Source organism: Gammaproteobacteria bacterium, from assembly GCA_034522055.1.
Taxonomy (GTDB): domain Bacteria; phylum Pseudomonadota; class Gammaproteobacteria; order JAABTG01; family JAABTG01; genus JAABTG01.
In genome coordinates, this window is record JAXHLS010000002.1 from 1,854,363 (window position 1) to 1,879,252 (window position 24,890).

Here is a 24,890-nt window from a genome sequence, read left to right on the forward strand (position 1 = left end):
CTCAGGCCTCGTCCTCGAGGTCGGCTGAGGGGTCCCAGCCGTCCTCCCGGGCCTGGTGGATGGCCTCGTCGTAGATGCGCTGGTGACGCTCCCGCAAGTCCGGCGGCAGCCTGGATACCAGGTGGCCGTACTTCATCCACTCCTTGTAGACCTGGTCGTAGAGTTCCTGGATACGGTCGTAGCTCCAGCCCGCCCCGTCCTCCGTCTCGGGCAGGAGTTCGAACAACCAGGCGTCCCGGATTATGCGCTCGGCGTCGCTGATGCCGGCCTTGCGGTCGTTACGCACGCCGACGTAATTGACTTTCGTTCTCTTCAATTTCGTAACCTTGCACGCTGCAGTGGTGGGGTATCGGGGGAGTACACCGCGGTGGCCGGCTCCGCGGGAGCCCTATTCTAGGGCCATTCGCGCCGGCACGGGCAAGTTTCGTCTGCCCGCCCCGGGGGCGATACGCGCGGTACCCGGATCATCAGCTGGACAGCCGCCGCCAGTAGGTGTCCCGCCAGTAGTAGAGCACGGTGGTGTCGGCGAGGGGATAGGAGTCGCCGTATCGGACCCCGCGCCGGGGTTCCTCGATGTTGTCGCGGCGGGCATCCAGGGGCCGCCAGGCGGCCTCCCGGGGCTCCTGCTCCAGGGGGGGGCGGGTGGTGCCGCGATTGCGGCGCTCCGCGGCGCCGTGGCTGGAGTAGTTTATCTGACCATCCTCCAGGGATATGCCGTTGGCACTGCCGGGCATGCGCGGAAAACGCAGCTGGGCGAGGTCGTCCTCCCAGGCACACACCGGGCAGACCTGGTGGCTGCCGGGGGCCATGCTGAACACCAGATGCCCGCAACAGGGGCAGGGGAAGCGTTCGGGCGTCGAAGGCGGCACGAGATCCATGGCCCGATCTAAGCACACCGCGGGGGCGGGATGAAAGAATGTCCCCCGAACAAAAAAAGGGGCCCGCAGGCCCCTTCACACTTTGCCAAGTGTTTTATGGTCGGGTCAGTTCACCCGCGGGTCCAACTCGCCCTTGATGTAGCGGTCGGTCATGGCCTCCAGGGACAGGACCTTGATGCTGGAGGCATTGCCGGCCGTGCCGAAGGCCTCGTAGCGGGCCTTGCATACGCTCTTCATGCCGTCGGTGGCGGCCTGGAGGTACTTGCGCGGGTCGAAGTTCTTGGGGTTTTCCGCCAGGTGCTTGCGGATGGCGCCCGTAGAGGCCATGCGCAGATCGGTGTCGATGTTCACCTTGCGCACGCCGTTCTTGATGCCCTCGGCGATCTCCTCCACCGGCACACCGTAGGTTTCGCCCATGTCGCCGCCGTGGTCGTTGATCATCTTCAGCCAGTCCTGAGGCACCGAGGAGGAGCCGTGCATCACCAGGTGGGTGTTGGGGATGCGGGCGTGGATCTCGCGGATGCGCTCGATGGCCAGGATGTCGCCCGTGGGTGGGCGGGTGAACTTGTAGGCGCCGTGGGAGGTGCCGATGGCGATGGCCAGGGCGTCCACCTGGGTGTCCTTGACGAACTGGGCGGCCTCTTCGGGATCCGTGAGGAGCTGGTCGTGGGACAGCTTGCCTTCGGCACCGGAGCCGTCCTCCTCGCCGGCCATGCCCGACTCCAGGGAGCCGAGGCAGCCCAGCTCACCCTCCACGGACACGCCGCAGGCGTGGGCCATGTCCACCACCTGACGGGTGACGCGGGCGTTGTAGTCGTAGTCCATGGGGGTCTTCATGTCCTCGCCCAGGGAGCCGTCCATCATCACCGAGGAGAAGCCGAGCTGGATGGATCGCTGGCATACGGCGGGCGACGAGCCATGGTCCTGGTGCATCACCACCGGGATGTGGGGCCACTCCTCGATGGCGGCCAGGATCAGGTGGCGCAGGAAGGGTGCGCCGGCGTATTTGCGGGCGCCGGCCGAGGCCTGGACGATGACCGGGCTGTCGGTCTCGTCGGCGGCCTCCATGATGGCCCGCATCTGTTCCAGGTTGTTCACGTTGTATGCAGGCACGCCATAGCCGCGTTCGGCGGCGTGGTCCAGCAACTGGCGCAGGGAAATCAATGCCATTGTCTTCTCTCCTCTCGAATAAGAATCACTGCTGTTTCCTAGTTGTGCGTGTGACCTCCTGGCCCACGCGGATGATTTTCATCAGGTTGGTGCCGCCCTCGATGCCGCGGCGATCCCCCTTGGTGATGATGACGAGGTCGCCTTCGCGGACCGTGCCGCGCCGCACCAGCTCGTCCGTAACCTCCTTGTTGGCCTCGAGAATATCGTCCGTGGAGAGCTCGAAGCTGACCGGGTACACACCGCGGTAAAGGGTCACTTTTCTACGCGTAGCGACGTGCTTGGTCAAGGCGTAGATGGGAATGCCGGAGCTGATGCGACTCATCCACAGGGGCGTGGAGCCCGACTCCGTGAGGGCGGCGATGGCCTTCACCCCCAGGTGGTTCGCGGTGTACATGGTGGCCATGGCGATGGCTTCGTCGATATGGCCGAATATGGTGCCGATGCGGTGGGCGGAGGTGCGGGCGGAGCGCTGTTTTTCCGCCTCCACGCAGATGCGGTCCATGGCCTGCACCACGATGGCGGGGTACTTACCGGTGGCGGTCTCGGCGGACAGCATCACGGCGTCGGTGCCGTCCAGCACGGCGTTGGCCACGTCGAACACCTCGGCGCGCGTGGGGATCTGGTTGTCCCGCATGGATTCCATCATCTGGGTGGCGGTGATCACCAGGCGGTTGGCCTCGCGGGCGCGGTGGATGAGGTCCTTCTGCACCGGCGGCAGGGCGGCATCGCCGATCTCCACGCCGAGGTCGCCGCGGGCCACCATGATGGCGTCGCAGGCCTCGAGGATCTCGTCGATGTTCTGCAGGGCCTCGGCGCGCTCGATCTTGGCGACGATGCTGCCCTTGCCGCCGGCCTCCCGGAACAGCCGGCGTGCCTCGAGGACGTCGTTGGCGTCGCGGGGAAAAGAGATGGCCAGGTAGTCCGCCTCCAGTTCCGCCGCCACCACGATGTCGTCGCGATCCTTCTGGGTGAGGGCCTGGGCCGACAGCCCGCCACCCTGGCGGTTGATGCCCTTGCAGTCGTAGAGGATACCCCCCACCGTCACCTGGCATTCCACCCGCGGGCCTTCCACCCCCGTCACCCACAACACGATGCGGCCGTCGTCCAGCAGCAGGATGTCGCCCCGGCTCACGTCGGCGGGCAGGGCCTTATAGGTGACGCCCACCCGGTGCTGATCACCCTCGTCGGTCGGGCATTCGGCGTCGAGCACGAAGGCGGCCCCTTCCTCCAGCACCACCTCGCCACCCTTGAAACGCTCGATGCGGATCTTGGGGCCCTGGAGATCCATCAGCAGCCCCACCTGGCGGCCGAAGGCGCGGGCGCGGTTGCGCACGGTCTCGGCGCGCACCCGATGGGTGGCCCAGTCGCCGTGTGAAAAGTTGAGGCGGGCCACATCCACGCCGGCCTCGATGACGCGGTCCATGCTCTTGGGGTCGTCCGTTGCCGGCCCGAGGGTGGCGACTATCTTTGTTCTTCTCAGCATGGGATGCCTTGGTAACCCTGTGAAATGGTACGAATGGACCCGGAGTGTCGAAATCCCGGGGGCCATGGCCGGGCGGTGGCCGGGGAGGACCGCCGCCGCCAAGGCGCCAGGATACGCGCCTTCGGTTGCCAGGGGGTTACCGGCGAAGGCGCGGGGGCCTCAGGCGCCCCGTTCCTCCAACATGGCCACCGCCGGCAGGGTCTTGCCCTCCAGATACTCCAGGAAGGCACCGCCGGCGGTGGAGATGTAGGATACCCGGTCGTAGATGCCGTACTTCTGGATGGCGGCGATGGTATCGCCGCCGCCGGCCAGGGAGAAGCCGTTAGACTCGGCGATGGCCATGCCCATGGCCCTGGTGCCGGCACCGAACTGGTCGAACTCGAACACCCCCACGGGGCCGTTCCACACGATGGTGCCGGCGTTCTTCAGCATGTCGGCGTACTGGGCCGCGGTCTCGGGGCCGACGTCGAAGATCATGTCGTCGTCCGCCACCTCGTCCACCTTCTTCACGGTGGCCGCGGCGGACTCGGAGAACTCCTTGCCCACCACCACGTCCAGGGGCACCGGGATGTCACCGCCCTTGGCGCGGGCAGCCTCCATCAGGCGTTTGGCCTCGTCCACCAGGTCCGCCTCGTAGAGGGACTTGCCGACGTTGTGGCCCATGGCGGCGATGAAAGTGTTGGCGATGCCGCCGCCCACGATGAGCTGGTCCACCTTGGTGGACAGGGACTCGAGCACCGTGAGCTTGGTGGAGACCTTGGAGCCGCCGACGATGGCCACCATGGGGCGGGCCGGATTGGCCAGGGCCTTGGCCAGGGCGTCCAGCTCTTCGGCCAGCAACAGGCCGGCGCAGGCCACGGGCGCGAACTTGCCGGCGCCGTGGGTGGATGCCTGGGCGCGATGGGCGGTGCCGAAGGCGTCCATCACGAAGACGTCGCACAGGGCCGCGTATTTCTTCGCCAGGGTCTCGTCGTCCTTGCCCTCGCCCTTGTTGAAGCGCACGTTCTCCAGCAGCACCACCTCGCCGTCATCCATCTGCGGGGCGTGTTCCAGGTAGTCCTTCACCAGGGGCACGGTGCGGCCCAGCTTGGCGGACATGTCGTCGGCGATGGGCTGCATCGAGTTCTCCTCGTCCACGATGCCCTCCTCGGGGCGGCCGCGGTGGGAGAACACCATCACGTTCGCCCCGGCCTTCATGCAATGCTCGACGGTGGGCATGGAGGCGGTGATGCGGGCGTCGCTGGTCACCTTGCCGTCCTTCACGGGGACATTCAGGTCGGCACGGATGAGGACCCGCTTACCCGCGAGGTCGAGGTCGGTCAGTTTGATAAAGGACATGAAGTACGAACTCCTTCGTCGTTCGAATTATGAATTTTGAATTTTGAATTCTGAATTGCGGTCCCGGCGAAGCCCATGCGTTGGCCAGTGCCGGTTTTCAATTCAAAATTCACAATTCACAATTCATGTGTGATTGGGCACTGCCGGAGTGGGGCGAGCCCACTCCGGCAGCAGCCCAATCACTTCGCTATGTGTTCCGCCAGCCGCAACATGTTGCAGGTGTAGCCGTACTCGTTGTCGTACCAAGCCACCACCTTGATGAAGGTGCCGTCCAGGGCGATGCCGGCGCCGGCGTCGAAGACGGAGGGGGCGCTCATGCCGCGGAAGTCGGTGGAGACCACCTTGTCCTCGGTATAGGCCAGCACGCCCGCCAGGTCACCCGACTCGGAGGCGGCCTTCATGGCGGCGCAGATGTCGTCGTAGGAGGCGTCCTTGTCGAGTTCCACCGTCAGGTCCACCACCGAGACGTCGGAGGTGGGCACGCGGAAGGCCATGCCGGTGAGCTTGCCGTTCAGCTCCGGCAGCACCTTGCCCACCGCCTTGGCGGCGCCGGTGGACGACGGGATGATGTTCTCCAGGATGCCGCGGCCGCCGCGCCAGTCCTTCTGGGACGGGCCGTCGACGGTCTTCTGGGTGGCGGTGGCGGCGTGGACGGTGGTCATGAGGCCGCGCTTGATGCCCCACTTGTCGTTCAGCACCTTGGCCACGGGGGCCAGCGCGTTAGTGGTGCAGGAGGCGGCGGAGATGATGGCCTGGCCGGCATAGGCCTCCTGGTTCACGCCGTAGACGAACATGGGGGTGGTATCCTTGGAAGGGGCGCTCTGCACCACCTTCTTGGCCCCGGCGTCGATATGCTTCTGGCAGGTCTCCTCGGTGAGGAAGAACCCGGTGCTCTCGATCACCAGTTCGGCGCCTACGTCGCCCCACGCCAGGTTGGCCGGGTCGCGCTCGGCGGTCAGGCGGATCTTCTTGCCATTGACCACCATGTGGTTGCCGTCCACGGAGATATCGCCGTCGAAGTTGCCGTGCACCGAGTCGTACTTGAGCATGTAGGCCAGGTAATCGGCGTCCAGCAGGTCGTTGATGCCCACCACTTCGAGATTCGGGAAGTCCTTGGCGATGGCGCGAAACGCCATGCGGCCGATACGGCCGAAGCCATTGATACCCACTTTGATTGTCATCGCTTGCTCCTGAGTCTAACGGGTTGAAGGCCAGGACGCGGGTCGCACGGGCGCCGCTCCGGCGCCGTGCCCCCGCGCGTCGGTTAAATGATCTCTTGCACCGTTGCGGCCACGTTGTCCGCGGTGAAGCCGAACTCCTTGAAGAGGTCGCCGGCGGGGGCGGATTCGCCGAAGCGATCGAGGCCGATCACCTTGCCGTCCAGACCCACATACTTGTACCAGAAGCCGGTGATGCCGGCCTCCACCGCCACGCGGCGGGTGACGGCGGACGGGAGCACGGACTCTCGATAGGCGGCGTCCTGGGCGTCGAAGCGGTCACAGCTCGGCATGGACACCACCCGCACCTTGCCGCCGGCGCCGTTGAGCTGGTTGGCCGCTTCCACGGCGATGCCGACCTCCGAGCCGGTGGCGATGATGATGGCCTCCGGGCTGCCGCCGTCGGGGTCCACCAGCACGTAGCCGCCGCGGGCGATGTCCGCCAGTTGCTGGTCACTCCGGTTCTGGTGAGCCAGGGCCTGACGCGAGAAGATGAGGGCCGTGGGGCCGTCGGTGCGCTCGATGGCCGCCTTCCACGCCACCGCCGATTCCACCGCGTCGCCGGGCCGCCAGGTGGACATGTTGGGGGTGATGCGCAGGGTGGAGACCTGCTCCACCGGCTGGTGAGTGGGGCCGTCTTCCCCGAGGCCGATGGAGTCATGGGTGTAGACGAAGATGGTGCGCAGCTTCATGAGGGAGGCCATGCGCACGGCGTTGCGGGCGTACTCCATGAACATCAGGAAGGTGGCGCCGTAGGGGATGAAGCCGCCGTGGAGGGCGATGCCGTTCATGATGGCGGACATGCCGAATTCCCGCACGCCGTAATACATGTAGTTGCCGCCGGCATCGTTCTTGGAGATGCCCTTGCTGCCGGACCAGATGGTGAGGTTGGAGCCCGCCAGGTCGGCGGAGCCGCCCAGGAACTCCGGCAGCGCAGGACCGAAGCCGTTCAAGGTGTTCTGGGAGGCCTTGCGTGAGGCGATGGTCTCGGCCTTCTCGTTGACCTGCCTGATGAAGGCGGCGGCGGTCTCCTCCCAGTCGGCGGGCAGGTCGCCGGCCATGCGGCGCTCGAACTCGGCGGCCTCGGCCGGGAACTCGGCGCGATAGGCCTCGAAGCGTTTCTGCCAGGCCGCCTCGGCGCTGCTGCCCGACTCCTTCGCCGACCAGCCGTCATAGATATCCTGGGGCACCTCGAAGGGCGGGTGGCTCCAGCCCAGCTCCTTGCGCGTGAGTTCCACCTCGTCCTCCCCCAGGGGGGCGCCGTGGCATTCCTCCTTGCCCGCCTTGTTGGGGGAGCCGAAACCGATGACCGTCTTGCAGCAGATGAGGGTGGGCTGGTCGGTGTTGGCGCGGGCCTGTTCGATGGCCGCCTTCACGGCGGCGGCATCGTGACCGTCCACATCGCGGATGACGTGCCAGTTGTAGGCCTCGAAGCGGGCCGGGGTATCGTCGAGGAACCAGGCCGGTGTTTCGGCACCGCCCCGCACCTCGCCATCGATGGAGATGTTGTTGTCGTCGTAGAAGGCGACGAGCTTGCCGAGGCCCAGGGTGCCGGCCAGGGAGCTGGCCTCGTGGGAGATCCCTTCCATCATGCAGCCGTCCCCCAGAAACACGTAGGTACGGTGGTCCACGATGTCGTGGCCGGGACGGTTGAACTGGGCGGCCAGCACCTTCTCGGCCAGTGCCATGCCGATGGCGTTGGAGATACCCTGGCCGAGGGGGCCGGTGGTGGTCTCGACACCGGGGGCGTAACCGTATTCCGGGTGGCCGGGGGTCTTGGAGTGGAGCTGGCGGAAGTTCTTGAGTTCTTCGATGGGGAGCGCATAGCCCGTCAGATGGAGCAACGAGTAGACCAGCATGGAGCCATGGCCGTTGGACAAGACGAAGCGGTCACGGTCGGCCCACGAGGGGTTGGCCGGGTTGTGCTTCAGGTAGTCGTTCCACAGGACTTCGGCGATGTCAGCCATGCCCATGGGAGCACCGGGATGGCCGGATTTGGCTTTCTGGACCGCATCCATACTGAGGGCGCGGATGGCGTTGGCTAGTTCTCGTCGCGAAGGCATAGGGTTCTCCTCAACAGCGTTTCGATTATCGAAATGGCGTGGTGGGATGATCCAGGGGGTTCTACGGGACGTCTAGGCGGTGTAGGCCGCTATTCATCCCGGAGATGGACCATCCGTATAAACTCGGTACAGGACAGGACGTTGCCGAGGTCTTCCCTCTAAATCCTCATCTCCTTAGATTCGCGAAGGGGTACAAGCCCATCCTTTATCAGCAAACGCTGTATTCTCCATTAACAGTGGGGTTACAGCAATAGCAGTCTCTTATAGGGGCACAAATACCTTTTTATCTTCACGCCATAATTAATGCCGGCTGACTTAAGTCGTCCGGCAAAGGAGGTCCGGCTTGTGTTAGACTTGATTGCTTCTGACTCGAACTAATTTGGCTCGCGCCCTCCTTTGGCGCATCAAGAGCCTATTAAATCATTGACTTAGGTGGATAAACATATGTCCAAATCATATCTCTTTACTTCTGAATCCGTGTCCGAGGGACATCCCGACAAGGTGGCCGACCAGATTTCGGACGCCATCCTGGATGCCCTTCTGGAGCAGGATCCCAACAGCCGCGTGGCCGTGGAGACCATGATCAAGACCGGCGCCGTCATCGTCGGCGGCGAGGTCACCACCGAGGCATGGGTCGATCTGGATGACCTGGTGCGCGGGGTGGTGTGCGACATCGGCTACACCAGCTCCGACGTGGGTTTCGACGGCAGCACCTGCGCCGTCATGTCCCTGGTGGGCAAGCAGTCCTCCGACATCGCCATGGGCGTGGACCGCTCCAAGCCCGAGGAGCAGGGCGCCGGCGACCAGGGCCTCATGTTCGGTTACGCCGACAACGAGACCGACGTGCTCATGCCGGCCCCCATCACCTTCGCCCACCGCCTGGTGCAGCGCCAGTCCGAGATGCGCAAATCCAAGGTGCTGCCGTGGCTGCGCCCGGATGCCAAGAGCCAGGTGACCTTCCGTTACGACAACGGCAAGGTGGCGGGCATCGATGCGGTGGTTCTGTCCACCCAGCATGACCCGGACGTGGACCAGAAGCACCTGGTGGAGGCCGTGATGGAGACCATCATCGAGCCGGTGCTGCCCAAGGAGTGGCTGCACAAGGACACCAAGTACCACATCAACCCCACCGGCAGCTTCGTCATCGGTGGCCCCGTGGGCGACTGCGGACTCACCGGCCGCAAGATCATCGTCGACACCTATGGCGGCGCCGCCCGTCATGGCGGTGGCGCCTTCTCCGGCAAGGACCCCAGCAAGGTGGACCGGTCCGCGGCCTACGCGGCGCGTTATGTGGCCAAGAACATCGTCGCCGGCGGGCTGGCCGATCGTTGCGAGATCCAGGTGTCCTATGCCATCGGTGTCGCCGAGCCCACCTCCATCGCCGTGGAGACCTTCGGTACCGGCCGCATCCCGGATGATCGCATCGTCGCCCTGGTGCGCGAGCACTTCGACCTGCGTCCCTACGGCATCCTCCAGATGCTGGACGCCATCCGGCCCATCTACCGCAAGACCGCGGCCTATGGCCACTTCGGTCGCGAGGAGCCGGAATTCACCTGGGAAAAGACCGACAAGGCCGAGGCCCTGCGGTCAGCCGCGAAGCTGTAAGCCGTAGGCTTACAGCCAATTTTCAACTTTGAATTGTGAATTTTGAATTCCCTGTTTTGAGGCTCGCTCCGCTCGCTGTCTTTTTAAATAAAAAAGATTGTGCGCGCAGCGCACGCCTCAATTAAAAATTAAAAATTCATAATTATTTCCACCTCCCTCCCGAGGAGCGCTGCAACAGGAGCCATTCCTGCCAGGCTCGGGTTAAAGGGGACATACCCATCAGTTTTGAACCGCGCTCTTCTTACTACACGTTAAGAGGAGAACTCATGAACGCTCCAGACACAGGATTTACAGATTTCAAGGTCGCCGATATCAGTCTCGCAGACTGGGGGCGCAAGGAAATGGCCATCGCCGAGACCGAGATGCCGGGCCTCATGGCCCTGCGCGAGAAGTACGGTGCCAGCAAGCCCCTGAAGGGCGCCAAGATCACCGGCTCCCTGCACATGACCATCCAGACCGCGGTCCTCATCGAGACCCTGGCTGAGCTCGGCGCCGAGATCCGCTGGGCCTCCTGCAACATCTTCTCCACCCAGGACCACGCCGCGGCTGCCGTTGCCGCCGCCGGCATCCCCGTCTACGCCTGGAAGGGCGAGACCCTGGAGGAGTACTGGTGGTGCACCGAGCAGGCCCTCACCTGGCCGGGTGACGATGGCCCCAACATGATCCTCGACGACGGTGGCGACGCCACCCTGCTGGTGCACAAGGGCACCGAGTTCGAGAAGGCGGGCGCCGTGCCCGACGCCGCCGCCGATGATCCCGAGGAATGGCGCGTCATCGTCCAGACCCTCAAGGCCTCCGTGGCCGCCGATCCCCAGAAGTGGACCCGCATCGGCAAGCAGGTGATGGGCGTCACCGAGGAGACCACCACCGGCGTGCATCGTCTGTACGAGATGTTCAAGAACGGCGATCTGCTGTTCCCCGCCATGAACGTCAACGACTCGGTGACCAAGTCCAAGTTCGACAACCTCTACGGCTGTCGCGAGTCCCTGGTGGACGGCATCAAGCGGGCCACCGACGTCATGGTGGCGGGCAAGGTGGCCCTGGTGTGCGGCTACGGCGACGTGGGCAAGGGTTCCGCCCAGTCCCTGCGCGGCCTCGGCGCCAACGTGTGGATCACGGAGATCGACCCCATCTGCGCCCTCCAGGCGGCGATGGAAGGCTACCGCGTGGTCACCACCGAGGAGGCCCTGCCGGTGGCCGATATCTACGTCACCACCACGGGCAACAAGGACATCCTCACCTACGAGCACATGGCCAACATGAAGGACCAGGCCATCGTCTGCAACATCGGCCACTTCGACAACGAGATCCAGGTGGAGAAGCTCAAGCAGCACGAGTGGATCAACATCAAGCCCCAGGTGGACCAGATCGTGTTCCCCGACGGCCATCGCATCACCCTGCTGGCCGAAGGCCGCCTGGTGAACCTGGGCTGCGCCACCGGCCACCCCAGCTTCGTGATGTCCAACTCCTTCACCAACCAGGTGCTGGCGCAGATCGAGTTCTTCACCAAGCCCGAGGAATATCCCATCGGCGTCTACATCCTGCCCAAGCACCTCGACGAGGAGGTGGCGCGCCTGCATCTGGAGAAGATCGGCGTCCATCTGACCCGGCTGACCCAGGACCAGGCCGACTATATCGGCGTGCCCGTGGACGGTCCCTACAAGTCCGACCACTACCGCTACTGACGTTCATGGGGCGAGGCGCTCCGCACCCATACGATGAAAGGTCGCCGCGCCCCGGAACGTTCCCTCACCCGATCCCTCTCCCCGAGGGAGCGGGGGCCGGTAGTGTGCCTCCGGCACGTCTTTCACATTAATGAGGCCGCAGCGTAACGGCCGGCGACCCCGCTGGGCGAGGAGTGCCATGAGGCACCCCCCGCCCCGGCGGGGCCTCCGCGGCGCCTGTGTAAGCGCGGCGTCACGGGCGGTTATGGTCCCGCCGCCGGTCGTTGCCTCCTGCGAGATATCCTATGAAACAATTGAATAATCTGAGCTTCGAACTCTTTCCGCCCAAGACGGAAGAGGGCATGGAGAACATGCAGGCGGCGGTGGCCGAACTCACCGCTGCCAAACCCGACTACTTCTCCGTCACCTTCGGTGCCGGCGGCTCCACCCGCGACCGCACCTTCGCCACCGTCGACTGGCTCATGGGCCAGGGCATAGACGCCGCGCCCCACATCTCCTGCATCGGCGCCAGCCGCGAGGAGATGGCCGCCCTGCTGGCCCGCTACCGGGAAAAGGGCGTCAAGCGCCTGGTGGCCCTGCGCGGCGACCTGCCCTCGGGCGCGGGCTCCAGTGCCCTGGGCGACCTCCACTACGCCAACGAACTGGTGTCCTTCATCCGCGAGGACAGCGGCGACCACTTCCAGGTGGAGGTGGCCGCCTACCCCGAGGTGCACCCCCAGGCGAAGAACGCCAGGGCCGACCTGGAGAACTTCAAGCGCAAGGTGGATGCCGGGGCCGACGGTGCCATCACCCAGTACTTTTTCAATGCCGAGGCCTACTTCCGCTTCGTCGAGGAGTGCCAGGGGCTCGGCGTGGAGATAGCCATCATCCCCGGCATCATGCCCGTCACCAACTACTCCCAGCTCGCCCGCTTCTCGGATGCCTGTGGTGCCGACATCCCGCGCTGGATGCGCAAGCGCCTGGAGGGCTTCGGCGACGACCTGGAGTCCATCCGTGCCTTCGGCGAGGAGGTGGTGACGCGGTTGTGCCAGGAACTGGTGGACGGGGGCGCGCCGGGACTGCACTTCTATACCATGAATCGCTCCACGGCGACCCTGAAAGTGCTGAGCAATCTCACGTGATAACAGTGGGTTGAGATAATTAGCTGACATAAATTCGAACAAATTGCTAGACTTGGATCGATGATGTGCACGGCAATCGATCCAGTGGGATGGGCGGGCCATGCCGGCGTTCGCGAGGCGCCGGCATGGCGGCATGGCGTCCCGGGCCCGTGAATGGATCCCCGACCATGGACGGCGGCACCCCACCGGCCCTGTTGCTGGTGGACGACGACCCCCTCATCGCCGATGCCCTGGAGTTCGTCCTCGCCGAGGACTACACGGTGGCCACGGCCCGTTCGCGCCCCGAGGCCAGGGCCATCCTCCAGAGCGGACGGTCGGCGCCGCTGCTGGCCCTGGTGGACCTCGGCCTGCCGCCGGACACCCATGTGCCCGATGAGGGTTTCCAGCTCATCCAGGAACTCCTCGCCTTCAATCCGCGGGTGAAGATCCTGGTGCTGTCGGGGCAGAGCGGCCGTGCCAATATCCAGCACGCCCTGACCCTCGGCGCGGTGGACTTCATCCCCAAGCCCACGGACACGGAACTCCTCAAGGCCCGGCTGGCCCATCAGCTGATGATCCTGGAGGCCGAGAGCGACGCCGCCGAGGCCCAGCCGGACGGCTGCAACATCCTCGGTGACAGCCCCCCCATACGCACCCTGCGGGAGCAGATAGACCAGTTCGCCGACACCCCGTTTCCCGTTCTGGTGGAGGGGGAATCGGGCGTCGGCAAGGAACTGGTGGCCGAGTGCCTGCACCGCCTCAGCCGTCGCGCCGGCGAGCCCTCACTCATCATCAACTGTGCCGCCATCGCCGCCGAGTTGCTGGAGGCCCAGCTCTTCGGTCACGCCAAGGGCGCCTACACCGGGGCCGCCACCGCAAAGGCCGGCTTCTTCGAGGATGCCGGCCGCGGTACCCTGTTCCTGGACGAGATCGGCGATTTTCCCCTCGACCTCCAACCCAAGCTGCTGCGGGTGCTGGAGAATGGCGAGTACTACCGGGTGGGGGAGACGCGCCCGCGTACCGCCCAGGCCCGTATCGTCGCCGCCACCAACCGTGACCTGCGGGAAGAGGTGCGGGCCGGGCGTTTTCGTGAAGACCTCTACCACCGCCTGAGTGTGCTGACCATCCGTGTGCCGCCGCTGCGGGAGCGGGGCGACGACCGTATACTGCTGCTGGAGCGCTTCCGCCGTCTCTACAGCCGCGGTTCCGTCCCCTTCAGGCTCACGGAGCAGGCGGTGCAACGCCTCGCCGCCTATGGTTTCCCCGGCAACGTGCGCGAGCTGCGCAACATCGTCATCCGCCTGACCGCCAAGTACGCGGGACGGGAGGTCGACGAAGCGGCCCTGGCCCTGGAGCTGGAGACCGGCGTGGTCGCCCGGGTCGCGAGGGAGGAGGGCAGCGATGAGGCGGTGCAGTTGGAACTGGTGAAGCAGGGTTTCCGCCTGGACGAGGTGTTGGACCGCTGGGAACAGCGTTATATTCGCACCGCCCTGGAACTCACGGGCGGCAACCTGAGCCAGGCCGCGCGCATGCTGGGGGTGAACCGCACCACCCTGTACAGCCGGCTCCAGCGGCTGGGCATGGATGCCGACGCGTCCTCCCGTCATTGAAACCGCAGCCCACGACTAAGCCTTCATGTATTACGATCACTTCGGACTGACAGAGCCACCGTTTCGCATCACCCCGGATACCCGTTGGTTCTTCACCGGCGGCAACCGCGGTGCCATCCTCGACGCCCTGGCCTTCGCCATCACCAACGGCGAGGGCATCGTCAAGGTGGTGGGGGAGGTGGGCAGCGGCAAGACCATGCTGTGCCGCATGCTCGAGGTGCGCCTGCCCGCGGGGGTGGAGGTGGTGTACCTGGCCAACCCCAACCTGTCCCCCGACAACATCCTCCACGCCATCGCCTTCGAGCTGGACCTCGGTCTCGCCGAGGACGCCTCGCGGCTCCAGGTCATGCAGGTGTTGCAGCGCTACCTGCTGGAGCGCCACGGTGCCGGCAGCCAGGTGGTGGTGTTCGTGGAAGAGGCCCAGAGCATGCCCATCGAGACCCTGGAGGAGATCCGGCTGCTCAGCAACCTCGAGACCCAGCGCCACAAGCTCCTGCAACTGGTGCTGTTCGGCCAGCCCGAACTCGAGCCCAATCTGTCCGCGCCCCACATCCGCCAACTGCGCGAGCGCATCACCCACAGCTTCGAGCTGCCGGCCTTCAGCCGCGACGAGATCGGCCAGTACCTGGATTTCCGCATGCGCGCCGCCGGCTACCGCGGTCCGGCGGTGTTCACCCCGGCGGCGGTGCGGGCCATCGCGCGGGCCTCCGAGGGCCTCATCCGGCGCATCAATATCCTGGCGGACAAATCCCTCCTCGCCGCCTATGCGGCGGGTACCCATCAGGTGACGCCGCGGCTGGTGAAGGTGGCGGTGGCCGACAGCGAGTTCGGCCGTCGCGCGCGGTGGCGCCGGCCCCTGGCCTGGGTCAGCATCACCACCGGTCTGGCGGTGCTCGCCACCGCCGGTTACCTGTGGCTCACCCGCCCCCAGTGGCCCGACGCCCCGGCCGCCGCCGCGCCGGCGGCGCCGTCCGCGTCCCGGCAGGCCGCCCCCGCCGCCAACCGGGAAGCGCCCCCGCGGGAGGCCGCCGGCGCACCGCAACCGGCGCCGCCCCAGCCGCAGCCCGGCGGGGCGCCGGTGCGGGAGTATTCGCCGCGCCAGGCAGAGAAGACACCCAGCGCGGCCCCGGAGCAGATACAGGGCCAGCAGATACAGGGCCAGCAGACACAGGGGCAGCAGACACAGGGGCAGCAGATACAGGGGCAGCAGACACAGGGGCAGCAGACACAGGGGCAGGCAAAGAAGGCCCCCGGCGGCGGCGTCAGACCCGGAATGGACATCGCCCCCGTACCGCCGCGGCAAGCGGCCCGGGAACCGGAACGGCCAGCGGCTACCCGCCCCGCGGCCGTGGCGGTCGCGCCCACCCCCCTTCCCCAGGTCGCCGACGCGCCGTCCGCCGTGGCCACGCCGCCGCGTGCCGCGGCAACCTCCGCCCCACGGGCGCAGGAAGCACCGGTACGACCCCACGCGTACACCGACGCCGCGACCTCCGCCCCACGGGCGCCGGAAACACCGGTACGACCCCACGCGTACACCGACGCCGCAACCTCCGCCCCACGGGCGCAGGACGCACCGCCTCCGCCCGCTGCACCGTCCGACCCGGCTGGTGAAGAGCCCCGGCCCGCCGCACCGCCGGCCCTCGTCCCCGGGGAGATGGTCACCACCCCGGCGGTGGCGGCCGGGGACCCCTATCTGGAGGCCCGGCTGGCGGCCACCCGCGACTGGCTCGAAGAGGCCGATCCCGCCCATTTCAGCATCCAGCTCATGCTCGTGAGTTCGCGCCGGGCCGCCGAACTCGACCGCCGCCTGCGGGACGCCGGGCTCGGCCATCGTCTCGAGGATATCTACGTCTATCGGGCGCTGGTGAACGGCGCCGACGTCGTGGGGGTGCTGCTCGGCGACTACGCCCGCTATGCCGCCGCCCGCGCGGATCTGGAGGACCTGCCCCGCTCCATGAAGACGGCCCAGCCCTTCATCCGCAACGTGCGAGACATCCGCGCCGGCCGGGTGCGCCGGATCGAGCCGGGATGAACGCAGGCCGGGATTCATCCCGACATCCGCGGGCGGCATATCCGCGCCGCCCGCATGCGCCGGGTCGAGCCACGATGAATGTAGGTCGGGATTCATCCCGACATCCAAACGCTCCATTCGGGCAGGGGACCCGCTCGTGCCCGCGAGCGGCGGTGACAGGATGGCGATTTATGTGTAGTGGCGGCGATTTACCGGCGAGAGTGGTTTAAAATTCCTCGGGTCGGGCCGACAAGAGGGTGAGGGGCACATGGGGGACATCATGAAAAGACTGGTATTGCTATTGGCGAGCGGCGCCCTGCTGGCGGGCTGCTCCTCGGCCCTGCCGCCGCCCCAGGAGCCCTCCGCGGGCCATATCCGGCCCGATCCCACTCCGGCGGCCCCGGCGGACATCCCCGACCCGGTGAGCCAGGTGCCCATCCTGCCGGAGCCCTCGCCGGCGCCCAAGCTGGAGACCTATACCGTGGTGGTGTCCGACGTGCCGGTGCGCGAGCTGCTGTTCGCCCTGGCCCGGGACGCCAGTCTCAACGTGGACATCCACCAGGACATCGCCGGCAGCGTCACCCTCAACGCCGTGGACCAGACCCTGCCCCAGATCCTGGAGCGCCTGTCCCGCCAGGTGGACCTGCGCTACGAGATGTCCGACAACCAACTCGTGGTGATGCCGGACAGTCCCTATCTCAAGACCTACAAGGTGGACTACGTGAATCTTGCCCGCACGAGTTCCAGTGACGTCCAGCTGAGTACCGAGATCGCGTCGGTGGGTGATTCGGGAAGCGGAAGTGGCGGTGGGGGCGGCGGGGGCCGGAGCGGCTCTTCCACCCAAGTGGACAACGAGTCCAATCATACCTTCTGGGAGACCCTGGAGACGAATATCCAATCCATGCTCGGAAAGGGCTCCGGCGACGAAGAGATCGTCATCAGCAACCGCGAGTCCGGCGTCCTGACCGTGAGGGCCACAGAGGTGCAGCATCGCCAGATCCAGGAATACATCGATCGTGTGGTCGCCAGTGTGAGCCGCCAAGTGCTCATCGAGGCCACTATCGTGGAAGTCGAGTTGAACGACGAGTACCAGTCGGGAGTGGATTGGTCGAAAGTGGCCATCGGTGAAGGCCTCACCGTGCTGTCCGGCGCCGCCGGCATCGCTTCTCCGGTGGGCGGTGCCCTGGCCACCACGGCCTTCGGGGCCGCCAACAACATTCCCAGCTTCCTGCTGGATTTCCAGAGCAAGGATGACCGCAACGACGGTATCACCTTCACCGTCAGTCTGCTTAAGGAGTTCGGCAACGCCAAGGTACTGTCCAGCCCCAAACTGATGGCGCTGAACAATCAGACCGCCGTGCTCAAGGTTGTGGAGAACATCGTTTATTTCGAGATCGACCGCGACACTTCGCAGTCCGAGGCCTCCACCGTGACCACGGAGGAGTCCAACATCCTGACGGTGCCCGTGGGACTCGTGATGCACGTGACTCCCCAGATCAGCGAGTCCGACAATGTCATCCTCAACGTGCGTCCGACCATATCCCGGGTCACTCAGTTCGTCGCCGACCCCCTGAACGCCAATAATCTGGTGCCCCAGGTGGCGGTCAGGGAGATGGATTCGGTGCTCAAGGTGCCAAGCGGGCGCATTGCGGTGCTGGGTGGGCTCATGCAGGATGAGGATCGCCGTACCAGCAGTGGCCTACCTGGGCTACCGGACAACGGTGGGCTTGGCGAGGCCTTCAAGCATCGCCGTAATCAGGTGACCAAGTCGGAGTTGGTGATCTTCATGCGCCCCCTGGTAGTGCATGAAGCCGATATCGAAAAGGACCTCCGGGAGTTCCGTCCCTTCCTGGAGCAGGCCTACCGGCTGCCGAGCGTTTCCTCGGCCACCACCGGCTCGCGGCCATGAGCCTCCTCCTCGACGCCCTCAAGCAGGCCGAGAAGGCGAAGCTGGAGCGTACCGGCGAGGGCGCCAGCCCGGAGCGGTTGGAGATGGAGCCTCCGCCGGAGCGGCAGATGCCTGGCCCGGAACCCCATGAGGAGCCCGGCGAGGGACTCAGTATCGAACCTCTGGAAGAGGCCCCCGCGGGGGGGTGGCGTATGGAACACGACGATGACTCGAAGGGCCCGCGTTCCGGAGGGGACGAATCCCTGCGGCTGGAACGGCGGGAGGGGGGCAAGGAGGACAGCGACCGCCTGAACCTCGAGGAGCTGGCATCCCGGTTGACGGACTCCTCGGGCCGTTTCGCCCGGCCGGCGGCGGACGAGGACCTGACCCCGCCCGGGGATACCGACGAGTTCGACCCCCAGGCCGCCACCATGCCCTCCATGAGAAACGTGCAGGAGTCCATGCGCGATTTCTACGACGGCACCGGCAGGATGACCGGGGACGAGGTGACGTCGGCCATGGCCTCCCAGCGCGGCGGCGCCGACGCGACGGGCGCCACCACCCGGGTGTCCCAGCACGATGCCCTGAACGTGTTCAAGGCCAAGGTGAAGGGCGCCGGCAGGAAGGACACGCCGCGCCGTACCTGGGTGCTGCTGGGGGTGGCGGGGGTGCTGCTGCTGGCCGGGGTGGGGGGCTGGTTGTGGGTGTCCATGAGCGGCCTGACCTCCGTCGCGCGCCCGCCCGTGGCCCGCGTCCCGTTGCCCGCCCCGGTGGCGGAGGCGCCCGCCACGGCGGCGCGCCCGCCGGCGGCCCCGGCCACCACGCCGGCTACCGCAGCGGCACCCGCCGCCACGGCGTCGAGTGCCGCTCCGTCCTCCCCCCCGCAACCCGCGCCGGCTACCCCCGCATCGCCCATGACGCCCGAGCAGGCCCTGGCGGCGGCCACCACGCCCCAGGCGCCGGCCGCCGAGCCCGAGCCGCCGCGCACCGCCGCGGCGGACGGCGCCGCCGCCACGACGGATAGGGGAACGGACCGGGCCGCCGCCGCACGGGAGACCCCATCACGCACCGCCGCGGCGACGGAACAGCCGCGAACGGTGGCGCGGGCCGGGCGGCCCGCCGCCGATGAAGGCTCCCTGCCCATCCGCATCGACCGCAGCCCCGCCCGCGACCCCGAGTTCCGTCAGACCCGCGGCGCCTACGACATGTACCGCAGCGGTGACCTGGCCGGTGCCGAGTCGGCCTACCGGCAGGTGTTGAAGAAGAGCCCCCAGAACCGCGATGCCCTGCTGGGGCTGGCGGCGGTGGCCCTCAAGACCGGGCGGCCGCAGGAGGCCCAGGGCTACTACCTGCGCCTGCTGGCCCTGAACCCTAAGGACCGCCTGGCCCTCGCCGCGCTGACCTCCCTGCAGGCGGTACAGGACCCGGTGCAGACCGTCAGCCGCCTCAAGGTGCTGCTGGACAGGAACCCCGACGAGGGCTATCTGCACTTCGCCCTGGGCAACGTCTATGCGGCCCAGCGGCAATGGCCGGCGGCCCAGCAGGCCTTTTTCAATGCCTACCGCATGGACAAGACCAACGGCGACTACGCCTTCAACCTCGCCATCAGCCTCGACCAGATGGGGCAGCATGCCGCGGCCCTGGATTATTACCGCGAGGCCCTGGCGCGCGCCGGCGAGCGGTCCGTGAGCTTCGACCGGGCGCGGGTCGTGCAGCGCATCGACGCCCTCGCCCCACCCGCGGTGGCACCGGCTTCATGACATGACCGTAACCCCAAGCCCCAGACGCATCGGTGAGGTCCTGGTCGCCAAGGGACTGGTGAGCAAGGACCAGGTGGAGATCGCCCTCACCGAGCAGAAGCGCAGCAACCAGCATCTGGGCAAGATCCTGGTGCGCCTCGGCTTCGTCACCGAGGGTGTCATCCGCGATGTCGTGGGCGGCTCCCTGGGCCAGGCCTCCATCGACATCAGCAGGGTGGTGGTGGACAGCGACGTGGTGCGCCTCATTCCCCGCGACGTGGCGCGGCGCTTCAACGTCCTCGCGGTGTCCCTGGAGGAGGATAAGAAGCTCCTCACCGTGGCCATGGGGGACACCTTCAACGTGGTGGCCCTGGACAAGATCCGTACCCAGATCGGCACCGAATACCACATCCGGCCCCTGCTCGCCGGCGAGGCCGAGATCGAGAAGGCCATTGACCAGTTCTACGGCTTCGAGCTGTCCGTGGACGGCATTCTGCTGGAGATCGAGACCGGCGAGATCGACTACCAGAGCCTCGAGGCCGAGACCGACGAGTACAGCCAGCCGGTGGTGCGCCTGGTGAACGCCCTGCTGTCCGATGCGGTGAAACGGGAGGCCTCGGACATCCACTTCGAGCCCGAGCAGGAATTCCTGCGCATCCGCTACCGCATCGACGGCGTGCTGCGCCAGATCCGCAGCCTGCACAAGAACTACTGGTCCGCCATCGCGGTGCGCATCAAGGTGATGTCGGGCATGGACATCGCCGAGATGCGGGCGCCCCAGGACGGGCGTTTCTCCCTGTCCCTGTACGGGCGCGCCATCGACTTCCGGGTCTCCACCCTGCCCACCACCCATGGCGAGAATATCGTGCTGCGGGTGCTGGACCGCCAGAAGGGCATCGTGCCTCTGGACGGCCTCGGCCTGCACAAAGAGGAGCTGTCCCTGCTGCGCCTGATGATCGCCCGGCCCGAGGGCATCATCCTGGTCACCGGCCCCACCGGCAGCGGCAAGACCACCACCCTCTATTCCCTGCTCATGCATCTGAACGAGGAGGGCGTGAACATCATGACCCTGGAGGACCCGGTGGAGTACCCCATGGGGCTCATTCGCCAGACCTCCGTCAACGACACCGTGAAGCTCGATTTCGCCAACGGCATCCGCACCCTGATGCGCCAGGACCCGGATATCATCCTGGTGGGCGAGATCCGGGACGAGGACACCGCCGAGATGGCGTTCCGGGCCGCCATGACCGGCCATCAGGTCTTCTCCACCCTGCATACCAATTCGGCGGTGGGGGCCGTGTCCAGGCTGCGGGATATCGGCATCAGTTCCGAGATCATGGCGGGCAATATCATCGGCGTGGTGGCGCAACGCCTCATCCGCACCCTGTGCCCCGACTGCAAGGAGCCCTACGAGCCCACCAAGGTGGAGCGCCAGTTGCTGGGCCTGCACGTCGGGGATGCCGCGCCCATCCTCTATGCCGCCAAGGGCTGCGCCAAGTGCGACCATCAGGGCTACAAGGGGCGCATCGCCCTCATGGAGATCCTGCGCGTGGATGCGGAGATCGACGCGCTGCTGGCCCAGGGGGCCACCACGCGCGATATCGCCAGGCAGGCCCAGGAACGGCACTTCCGCTCGCTGGCCGATGACGGCATCCGCCGCGTGATGGAGGGCCTCACCACCATCGACGAGATCTCGCGGGTGGTGGACCTGACGGACAGGCTGACCTGATGGCACTGTTCCAGTACAAGGCCATGAATCCCGCCGGGCGCATGGCCGGGGGCCAGATGGAGGCGGTGAACCCGGCGGACCTGGAGCTGCGCCTGGCGCGCATGGGGCTGGACCTGATCCGCTCCAAGGAGGTCAAACGCCGCACCCGCAGCGTGGGCCACAAGCGCATCACCCGCCAGGACCTCATCGGCTTCCTGTTCCACATGGAGCAGCTGTCCCAGGCCGGCGTACCCATCCTCGAGGCCCTGTCGGACCTGCGGGACACCATCGAGCACCCGCGTTTTCGCGAGGTCATCGCCTCCCTCATCGAGAGCATCGAGGGCGGGTCGCCCCTGTCGGAGGCCCTGGCGCAGCATCCCTCGGTGTTCGACGAGGTGATGGTGAACCTCATCCGCGCCGGCGAGACCAGCGGCGAGTTGTCGGCGGTGCTCGCCAACCTCACCGAGACCCTGAAGTGGCAGGACGAGCAGATACGGCAGATCAAGACCCTGATGATCTACCCCGCCGTCATCGCCGTGGTGATGACGGCGGTGATCCTGTTCGTCATGACCTACATCGTGCCCCAGCTGGTCAAGGTCATCGAGAACATGGGCCAGACCCTGCCCCTGCACACCCGCATCCTCATCGCCACCTCGGATTTCTTCGTCGACTACTGGTATGTGGTCCTCGCCCTGCCGGTGCTGCTGTTCGCGGGGCTCAAGTACGCCGTGCGCGTCAGTCCCGCCGCCCGCTACACCGTGGACGACCTCAAGCTGCGGGTGTGGATCATCGGGCCGCTGCTCAAGAAGACCATACTGGCGCGCTTCGCCCACTTCTTCGGGCTCATGTACGGCTCCGGCATCACGGTGCTGGAGTGCGTGCGGGTGAGCGAGGAGATCGTCGGCAATGCCGCCATCAAGGAGGCCATTCACCGCGCCGGCGGCCGTATCGCCGACGGTGCCAGCATCAGCCAGAGCCTGGAGTATGCGGGCCTGTTCCCGCCCCTGGTGCTGCGCATGGTGCGCGTGGGCGAGAATACCGGCGCCCTGGACCGCTCCCTGGCCAATGTCAGCTATTTCTATTCCCGTGATGTCGAGGATGCCATCACCCGCCTGCAGAAGGCCATCGAGCCCACCATCACCCTGGTGCTGGGCGGCATCCTGGGCTGGGTGATGATTTCCGTGCTTGGACCCCTCTATGATCTCGTCGCTTCCGTCCAGATTTAATCGCGGCCCCAAGCGCGCCCTCTACGTGGCGGGCCACCAGCTCACCGCCTACGAGTGGCGGCGGGGCGGCCTGACGGAGGCCTTCATGTTCCAGCTCGGCGAGGAGGGGCTGTCGGAATTCTCCTCTTACCTCAACGAGGCGCCCTCCATTCCCGTCTACATGGTGGTGGACGTGGTGGAGGAGGAATACCGGCGGGATACCGTGCCCCACGTGTCGGCCCGGGACCGCCGCGGCATGGTGGAGGGCCGCATCGCCCGTTACTTCCGTGACACGTCCTATCACACCGCCCGCTTCCAGGGGCGCGAGACGGTTGGCCGCAAGGACGACCGGGTACTCTACAGCGCCCTCACCAACCCCGGGCTGCTGACCCCGTGGGTGGATCGTATCATCCAGGCCAAGGTGCCCCTGGCCGGCATCTACTCCCTGCCCCTGCTGTGCGAGACCCTGGTGCCCTATGTCGCGGGTGAGGACGGCCAGTCCCTGATCATGACCCTCCAGGGCTCCGGCAACCTGCGCCAGTGCTTCTTCAGCGGCAAGTACCTGAAGATGAGCCGCCTGGCCCACGTGCCCAGCAAGGAGCCTGCGGCGGTGGCCGATGCCATGCTGGACGAGGCCGAGAAACTGCGCCGCTATCTCAACAGCCTGCGGCTCCTGCCCCGCGACCGGCCCCTCAATGTGTATATGCTGACCCAGGGCCGCATCGCCGAGATCCTCCATGCGCGGGCCCAGGACACCGACACCATGCACTGTGTGCTGGTGGAGATGTCCCGTATCGCCGATGGCATGGGCATGAATCCGGCCTTCGTGTCCCCCTACGCCGACGCACTCTTCGCCCACCTGCTGTTGCGCCGCCCCCCCGCCAACCACTACGCCACGCCCCGGGAGCGCCGCTACAATACCCTGCGCTACGCCCGCAACGGCATGACGGCAGCGACCATCGTGCTGGGGCTGGGGGCCGTGGCCTGGACTGGCATGAACGTGGTGACCGGCATGATCCTCAGCCAGCGCAGCGCGGCCTCCCAGCTGCAGACGGCCTACTATCAGCAGCGCTACGACGCGGCCCGCACCGGCCTGCCCGAGCTGCCCGCCGAGGCGGAGGAACTCAAGCGGGCCGTGGAAGCCGTGGCGACCCTGGAACAACACCGCACCACGCCGCTGGAGGCCATGGAGCTCATCAGCCTGGCCCTGGATGCCTTTCCCCGGCTGCGGGTGGAACAGGTGGCGTGGGGTCAGGGTCCCGGACAACCGCCGGCGGAAGAGGTTACCGACAAGCGCCAGAGACGGTACCAGAAGAAGGACCAGCGCCCGGGCGACGAGCACGCGGTGCTGGATGGGCGCATAGACCCCTTCGACGGCGACTACCGGGCCGCCCTCGACATGCTCGAGGCATTCGCCGCCAACCTGCGGGGGCTCCAGGGGGTGGTGGAGGTCAGGCTGACCAAACTGCCCCTCAACCTCAGCCCCAATCAGGCCCTTTCGGGCAATGCCGTCGGCGACCGCGCCCGGGACGAGGCGGGTTTTTCGCTCATCGTGGTACTCGGAGAGCAAGATGGACAGGCATGATATCGACTGGTCCGTGCTGCGGGGTGCCATCGTCATCCTGGTCATCACCCTGGCGGTGGCCAGCGCCATGGTGGTGGCCAGCCGTTATTTCAAGGCCGAGCAGGAGCAGGCCTTTAGCACCGAGCAGCGCCGGTTCCTGAACGCCAGCCGTAAATACCTGTCGGTGGACGAGGAGGAGCGTCTCATCCGCGAGTACCTGCCGCGCTTCGAGGCGTTGAAGGCGGCGGGCCTCATCGGTGAGGAGCAGCGCCTGCAATGGCTCGAGACCCTGCGCCGCGTCAAGGAGGAGTTGCGGCTGCCCACGCTGCAGTACAGCATCTCCCCGCGCGGCGAGTACGAGCCGCCCGCAAAGCTCCCCAGGAGCGACTATGAGCCCTACGCCAGCGCCATGGAACTGACCGCCGGACTGGTCCACGAGACCGACCTGTTCAGGCTCTTCGACCGCCTGGAGAGAGACGCCAGCGGCAGTTTCAGCGTCGACGGCTGCGCCCTCAGCCGGCGCGGCCGGGATACGGCGCCCCCCCAGCCAGACCAGCCCAACCTGATGGCCAGTTGCCGCCTGCTGTGGATTACCCTCCGGAACCCCTCGTGAGGTGCAGGTGATT

The 24,890-nt window shown here is 66.5% G+C and carries 18 protein-coding genes and 1 riboswitch; of the genes, 11 read left to right on the top strand and 7 right to left on the bottom strand.

The window, feature by feature from the left end; all coding sequences use genetic code 11:
- Position 1: 1 nt before the first annotated feature.
- From U5S82_09020 to tkt, 7 genes are all read right to left on the bottom strand, one after another.
- On the bottom strand, positions 2–316 hold the full coding sequence (locus U5S82_09020; GenBank protein ID MDZ7751788.1) for a hypothetical protein: 315 nt from the start codon (positions 314–316) through the stop codon (positions 2–4).
- A gap of 151 nt (positions 317–467) precedes the next feature.
- Positions 468–878, bottom strand: a complete 411-nt coding sequence (locus U5S82_09025) for a CPCC family cysteine-rich protein (GenBank protein ID MDZ7751789.1) — start codon at positions 876–878, stop codon at positions 468–470.
- Positions 879–983: 105 nt separating this feature from the next.
- Positions 984–2,048: a class II fructose-bisphosphate aldolase gene (fba, locus tag U5S82_09030; GenBank protein MDZ7751790.1), complete on the bottom strand. Its 1,065-nt coding sequence runs from the start codon at positions 2,046–2,048 to the stop codon at positions 984–986.
- Between the two features lie 25 nt (positions 2,049–2,073).
- Complete coding sequence (gene pyk / locus U5S82_09035; GenBank protein ID MDZ7751791.1) at positions 2,074–3,531, bottom strand: pyruvate kinase; 1,458 nt, start codon at positions 3,529–3,531, stop codon at positions 2,074–2,076.
- Between the two features lie 159 nt (positions 3,532–3,690).
- Positions 3,691–4,869 carry a phosphoglycerate kinase gene (locus U5S82_09040; protein MDZ7751792.1) on the bottom strand — a complete coding sequence of 393 codons (1,179 nt, stop codon included), beginning with the start codon at positions 4,867–4,869 and terminating at the stop codon, positions 3,691–3,693.
- A gap of 179 nt (positions 4,870–5,048) precedes the next feature.
- A complete protein-coding gene (gene gap / locus U5S82_09045) occupies positions 5,049–6,050 on the bottom strand; it encodes a type I glyceraldehyde-3-phosphate dehydrogenase (protein ID MDZ7751793.1) in 1,002 nt (333 codons plus the stop codon).
- An 83-nt stretch (positions 6,051–6,133) separates the two neighbouring features.
- Positions 6,134–8,149: a transketolase gene (gene tkt, locus U5S82_09050; protein MDZ7751794.1), complete on the bottom strand. Its 2,016-nt coding sequence runs from the start codon at positions 8,147–8,149 to the stop codon at positions 6,134–6,136.
- Between the two features lie 444 nt (positions 8,150–8,593).
- Here tkt and metK point away from each other — a divergent pair, with 444 nt between their 5' ends.
- The 11 genes from metK (at position 8,594) to U5S82_09105 (ending at position 24,877) form a co-directional block, all read left to right on the top strand.
- The gene (gene metK / locus U5S82_09055) at positions 8,594–9,754 is read left to right on the top strand and encodes a methionine adenosyltransferase (protein MDZ7751795.1); all 1,161 of its coding nucleotides are present in this window, start codon (positions 8,594–8,596) and stop codon (positions 9,752–9,754) included.
- A 155-nt stretch (positions 9,755–9,909) separates the two neighbouring features.
- Positions 9,910–9,999: riboswitch (S-adenosyl-L-homocysteine riboswitch) on the top strand.
- A gap of 21 nt (positions 10,000–10,020) precedes the next feature.
- A complete protein-coding gene (gene ahcY / locus U5S82_09060; GenBank protein MDZ7751796.1) occupies positions 10,021–11,439 on the top strand; it encodes an adenosylhomocysteinase in 1,419 nt (472 codons plus the stop codon).
- Positions 11,440–11,723: 284 nt separating this feature from the next.
- The gene (metF, locus tag U5S82_09065) at positions 11,724–12,560 is read left to right on the top strand and encodes a methylenetetrahydrofolate reductase [NAD(P)H] (GenBank protein MDZ7751797.1); all 837 of its coding nucleotides are present in this window, start codon (positions 11,724–11,726) and stop codon (positions 12,558–12,560) included.
- A gap of 167 nt (positions 12,561–12,727) precedes the next feature.
- Positions 12,728–14,149 (top strand): sigma-54 dependent transcriptional regulator, encoded by a 1,422-nt coding sequence (locus U5S82_09070; protein ID MDZ7751798.1) that lies wholly within the window; start codon positions 12,728–12,730, stop codon positions 14,147–14,149.
- A 25-nt stretch (positions 14,150–14,174) separates the two neighbouring features.
- Complete coding sequence (locus U5S82_09075) at positions 14,175–16,181, top strand: AAA family ATPase (GenBank protein ID MDZ7751799.1); 2,007 nt, start codon at positions 14,175–14,177, stop codon at positions 16,179–16,181.
- 259 nt (positions 16,182–16,440) lie between these two features.
- Positions 16,441–18,069 carry a secretin N-terminal domain-containing protein gene (locus U5S82_09080; GenBank protein ID MDZ7751800.1) on the top strand — a complete coding sequence of 543 codons (1,629 nt, stop codon included), beginning with the start codon at positions 16,441–16,443 and terminating at the stop codon, positions 18,067–18,069.
- The gene (locus tag U5S82_09085; protein ID MDZ7751801.1) at positions 18,066–19,808 is read left to right on the top strand and encodes a tetratricopeptide repeat protein; all 1,743 of its coding nucleotides are present in this window, start codon (positions 18,066–18,068) and stop codon (positions 19,806–19,808) included. Before U5S82_09080 ends, U5S82_09085 begins: the two co-directional genes overlap by 4 nt.
- A gap of 1 nt (position 19,809) precedes the next feature.
- Positions 19,810–21,516, top strand: a complete 1,707-nt coding sequence (locus tag U5S82_09090; GenBank protein MDZ7751802.1) for a GspE/PulE family protein — start codon at positions 19,810–19,812, stop codon at positions 21,514–21,516.
- A complete protein-coding gene (locus tag U5S82_09095; GenBank protein MDZ7751803.1) occupies positions 21,516–22,721 on the top strand; it encodes a type II secretion system F family protein in 1,206 nt (401 codons plus the stop codon). The genes U5S82_09090 and U5S82_09095 overlap by 1 nt, the downstream gene beginning before the upstream one ends.
- Complete coding sequence (locus tag U5S82_09100) at positions 22,693–24,285, top strand: hypothetical protein (GenBank protein ID MDZ7751804.1); 1,593 nt, start codon at positions 22,693–22,695, stop codon at positions 24,283–24,285. Before U5S82_09095 ends, U5S82_09100 begins: the two co-directional genes overlap by 29 nt.
- A complete protein-coding gene (locus tag U5S82_09105) occupies positions 24,272–24,877 on the top strand; it encodes a hypothetical protein (GenBank protein MDZ7751805.1) in 606 nt (201 codons plus the stop codon). The genes U5S82_09100 and U5S82_09105 overlap by 14 nt, the downstream gene beginning before the upstream one ends.
- Positions 24,878–24,890: the final 13 nt, after the last annotated feature.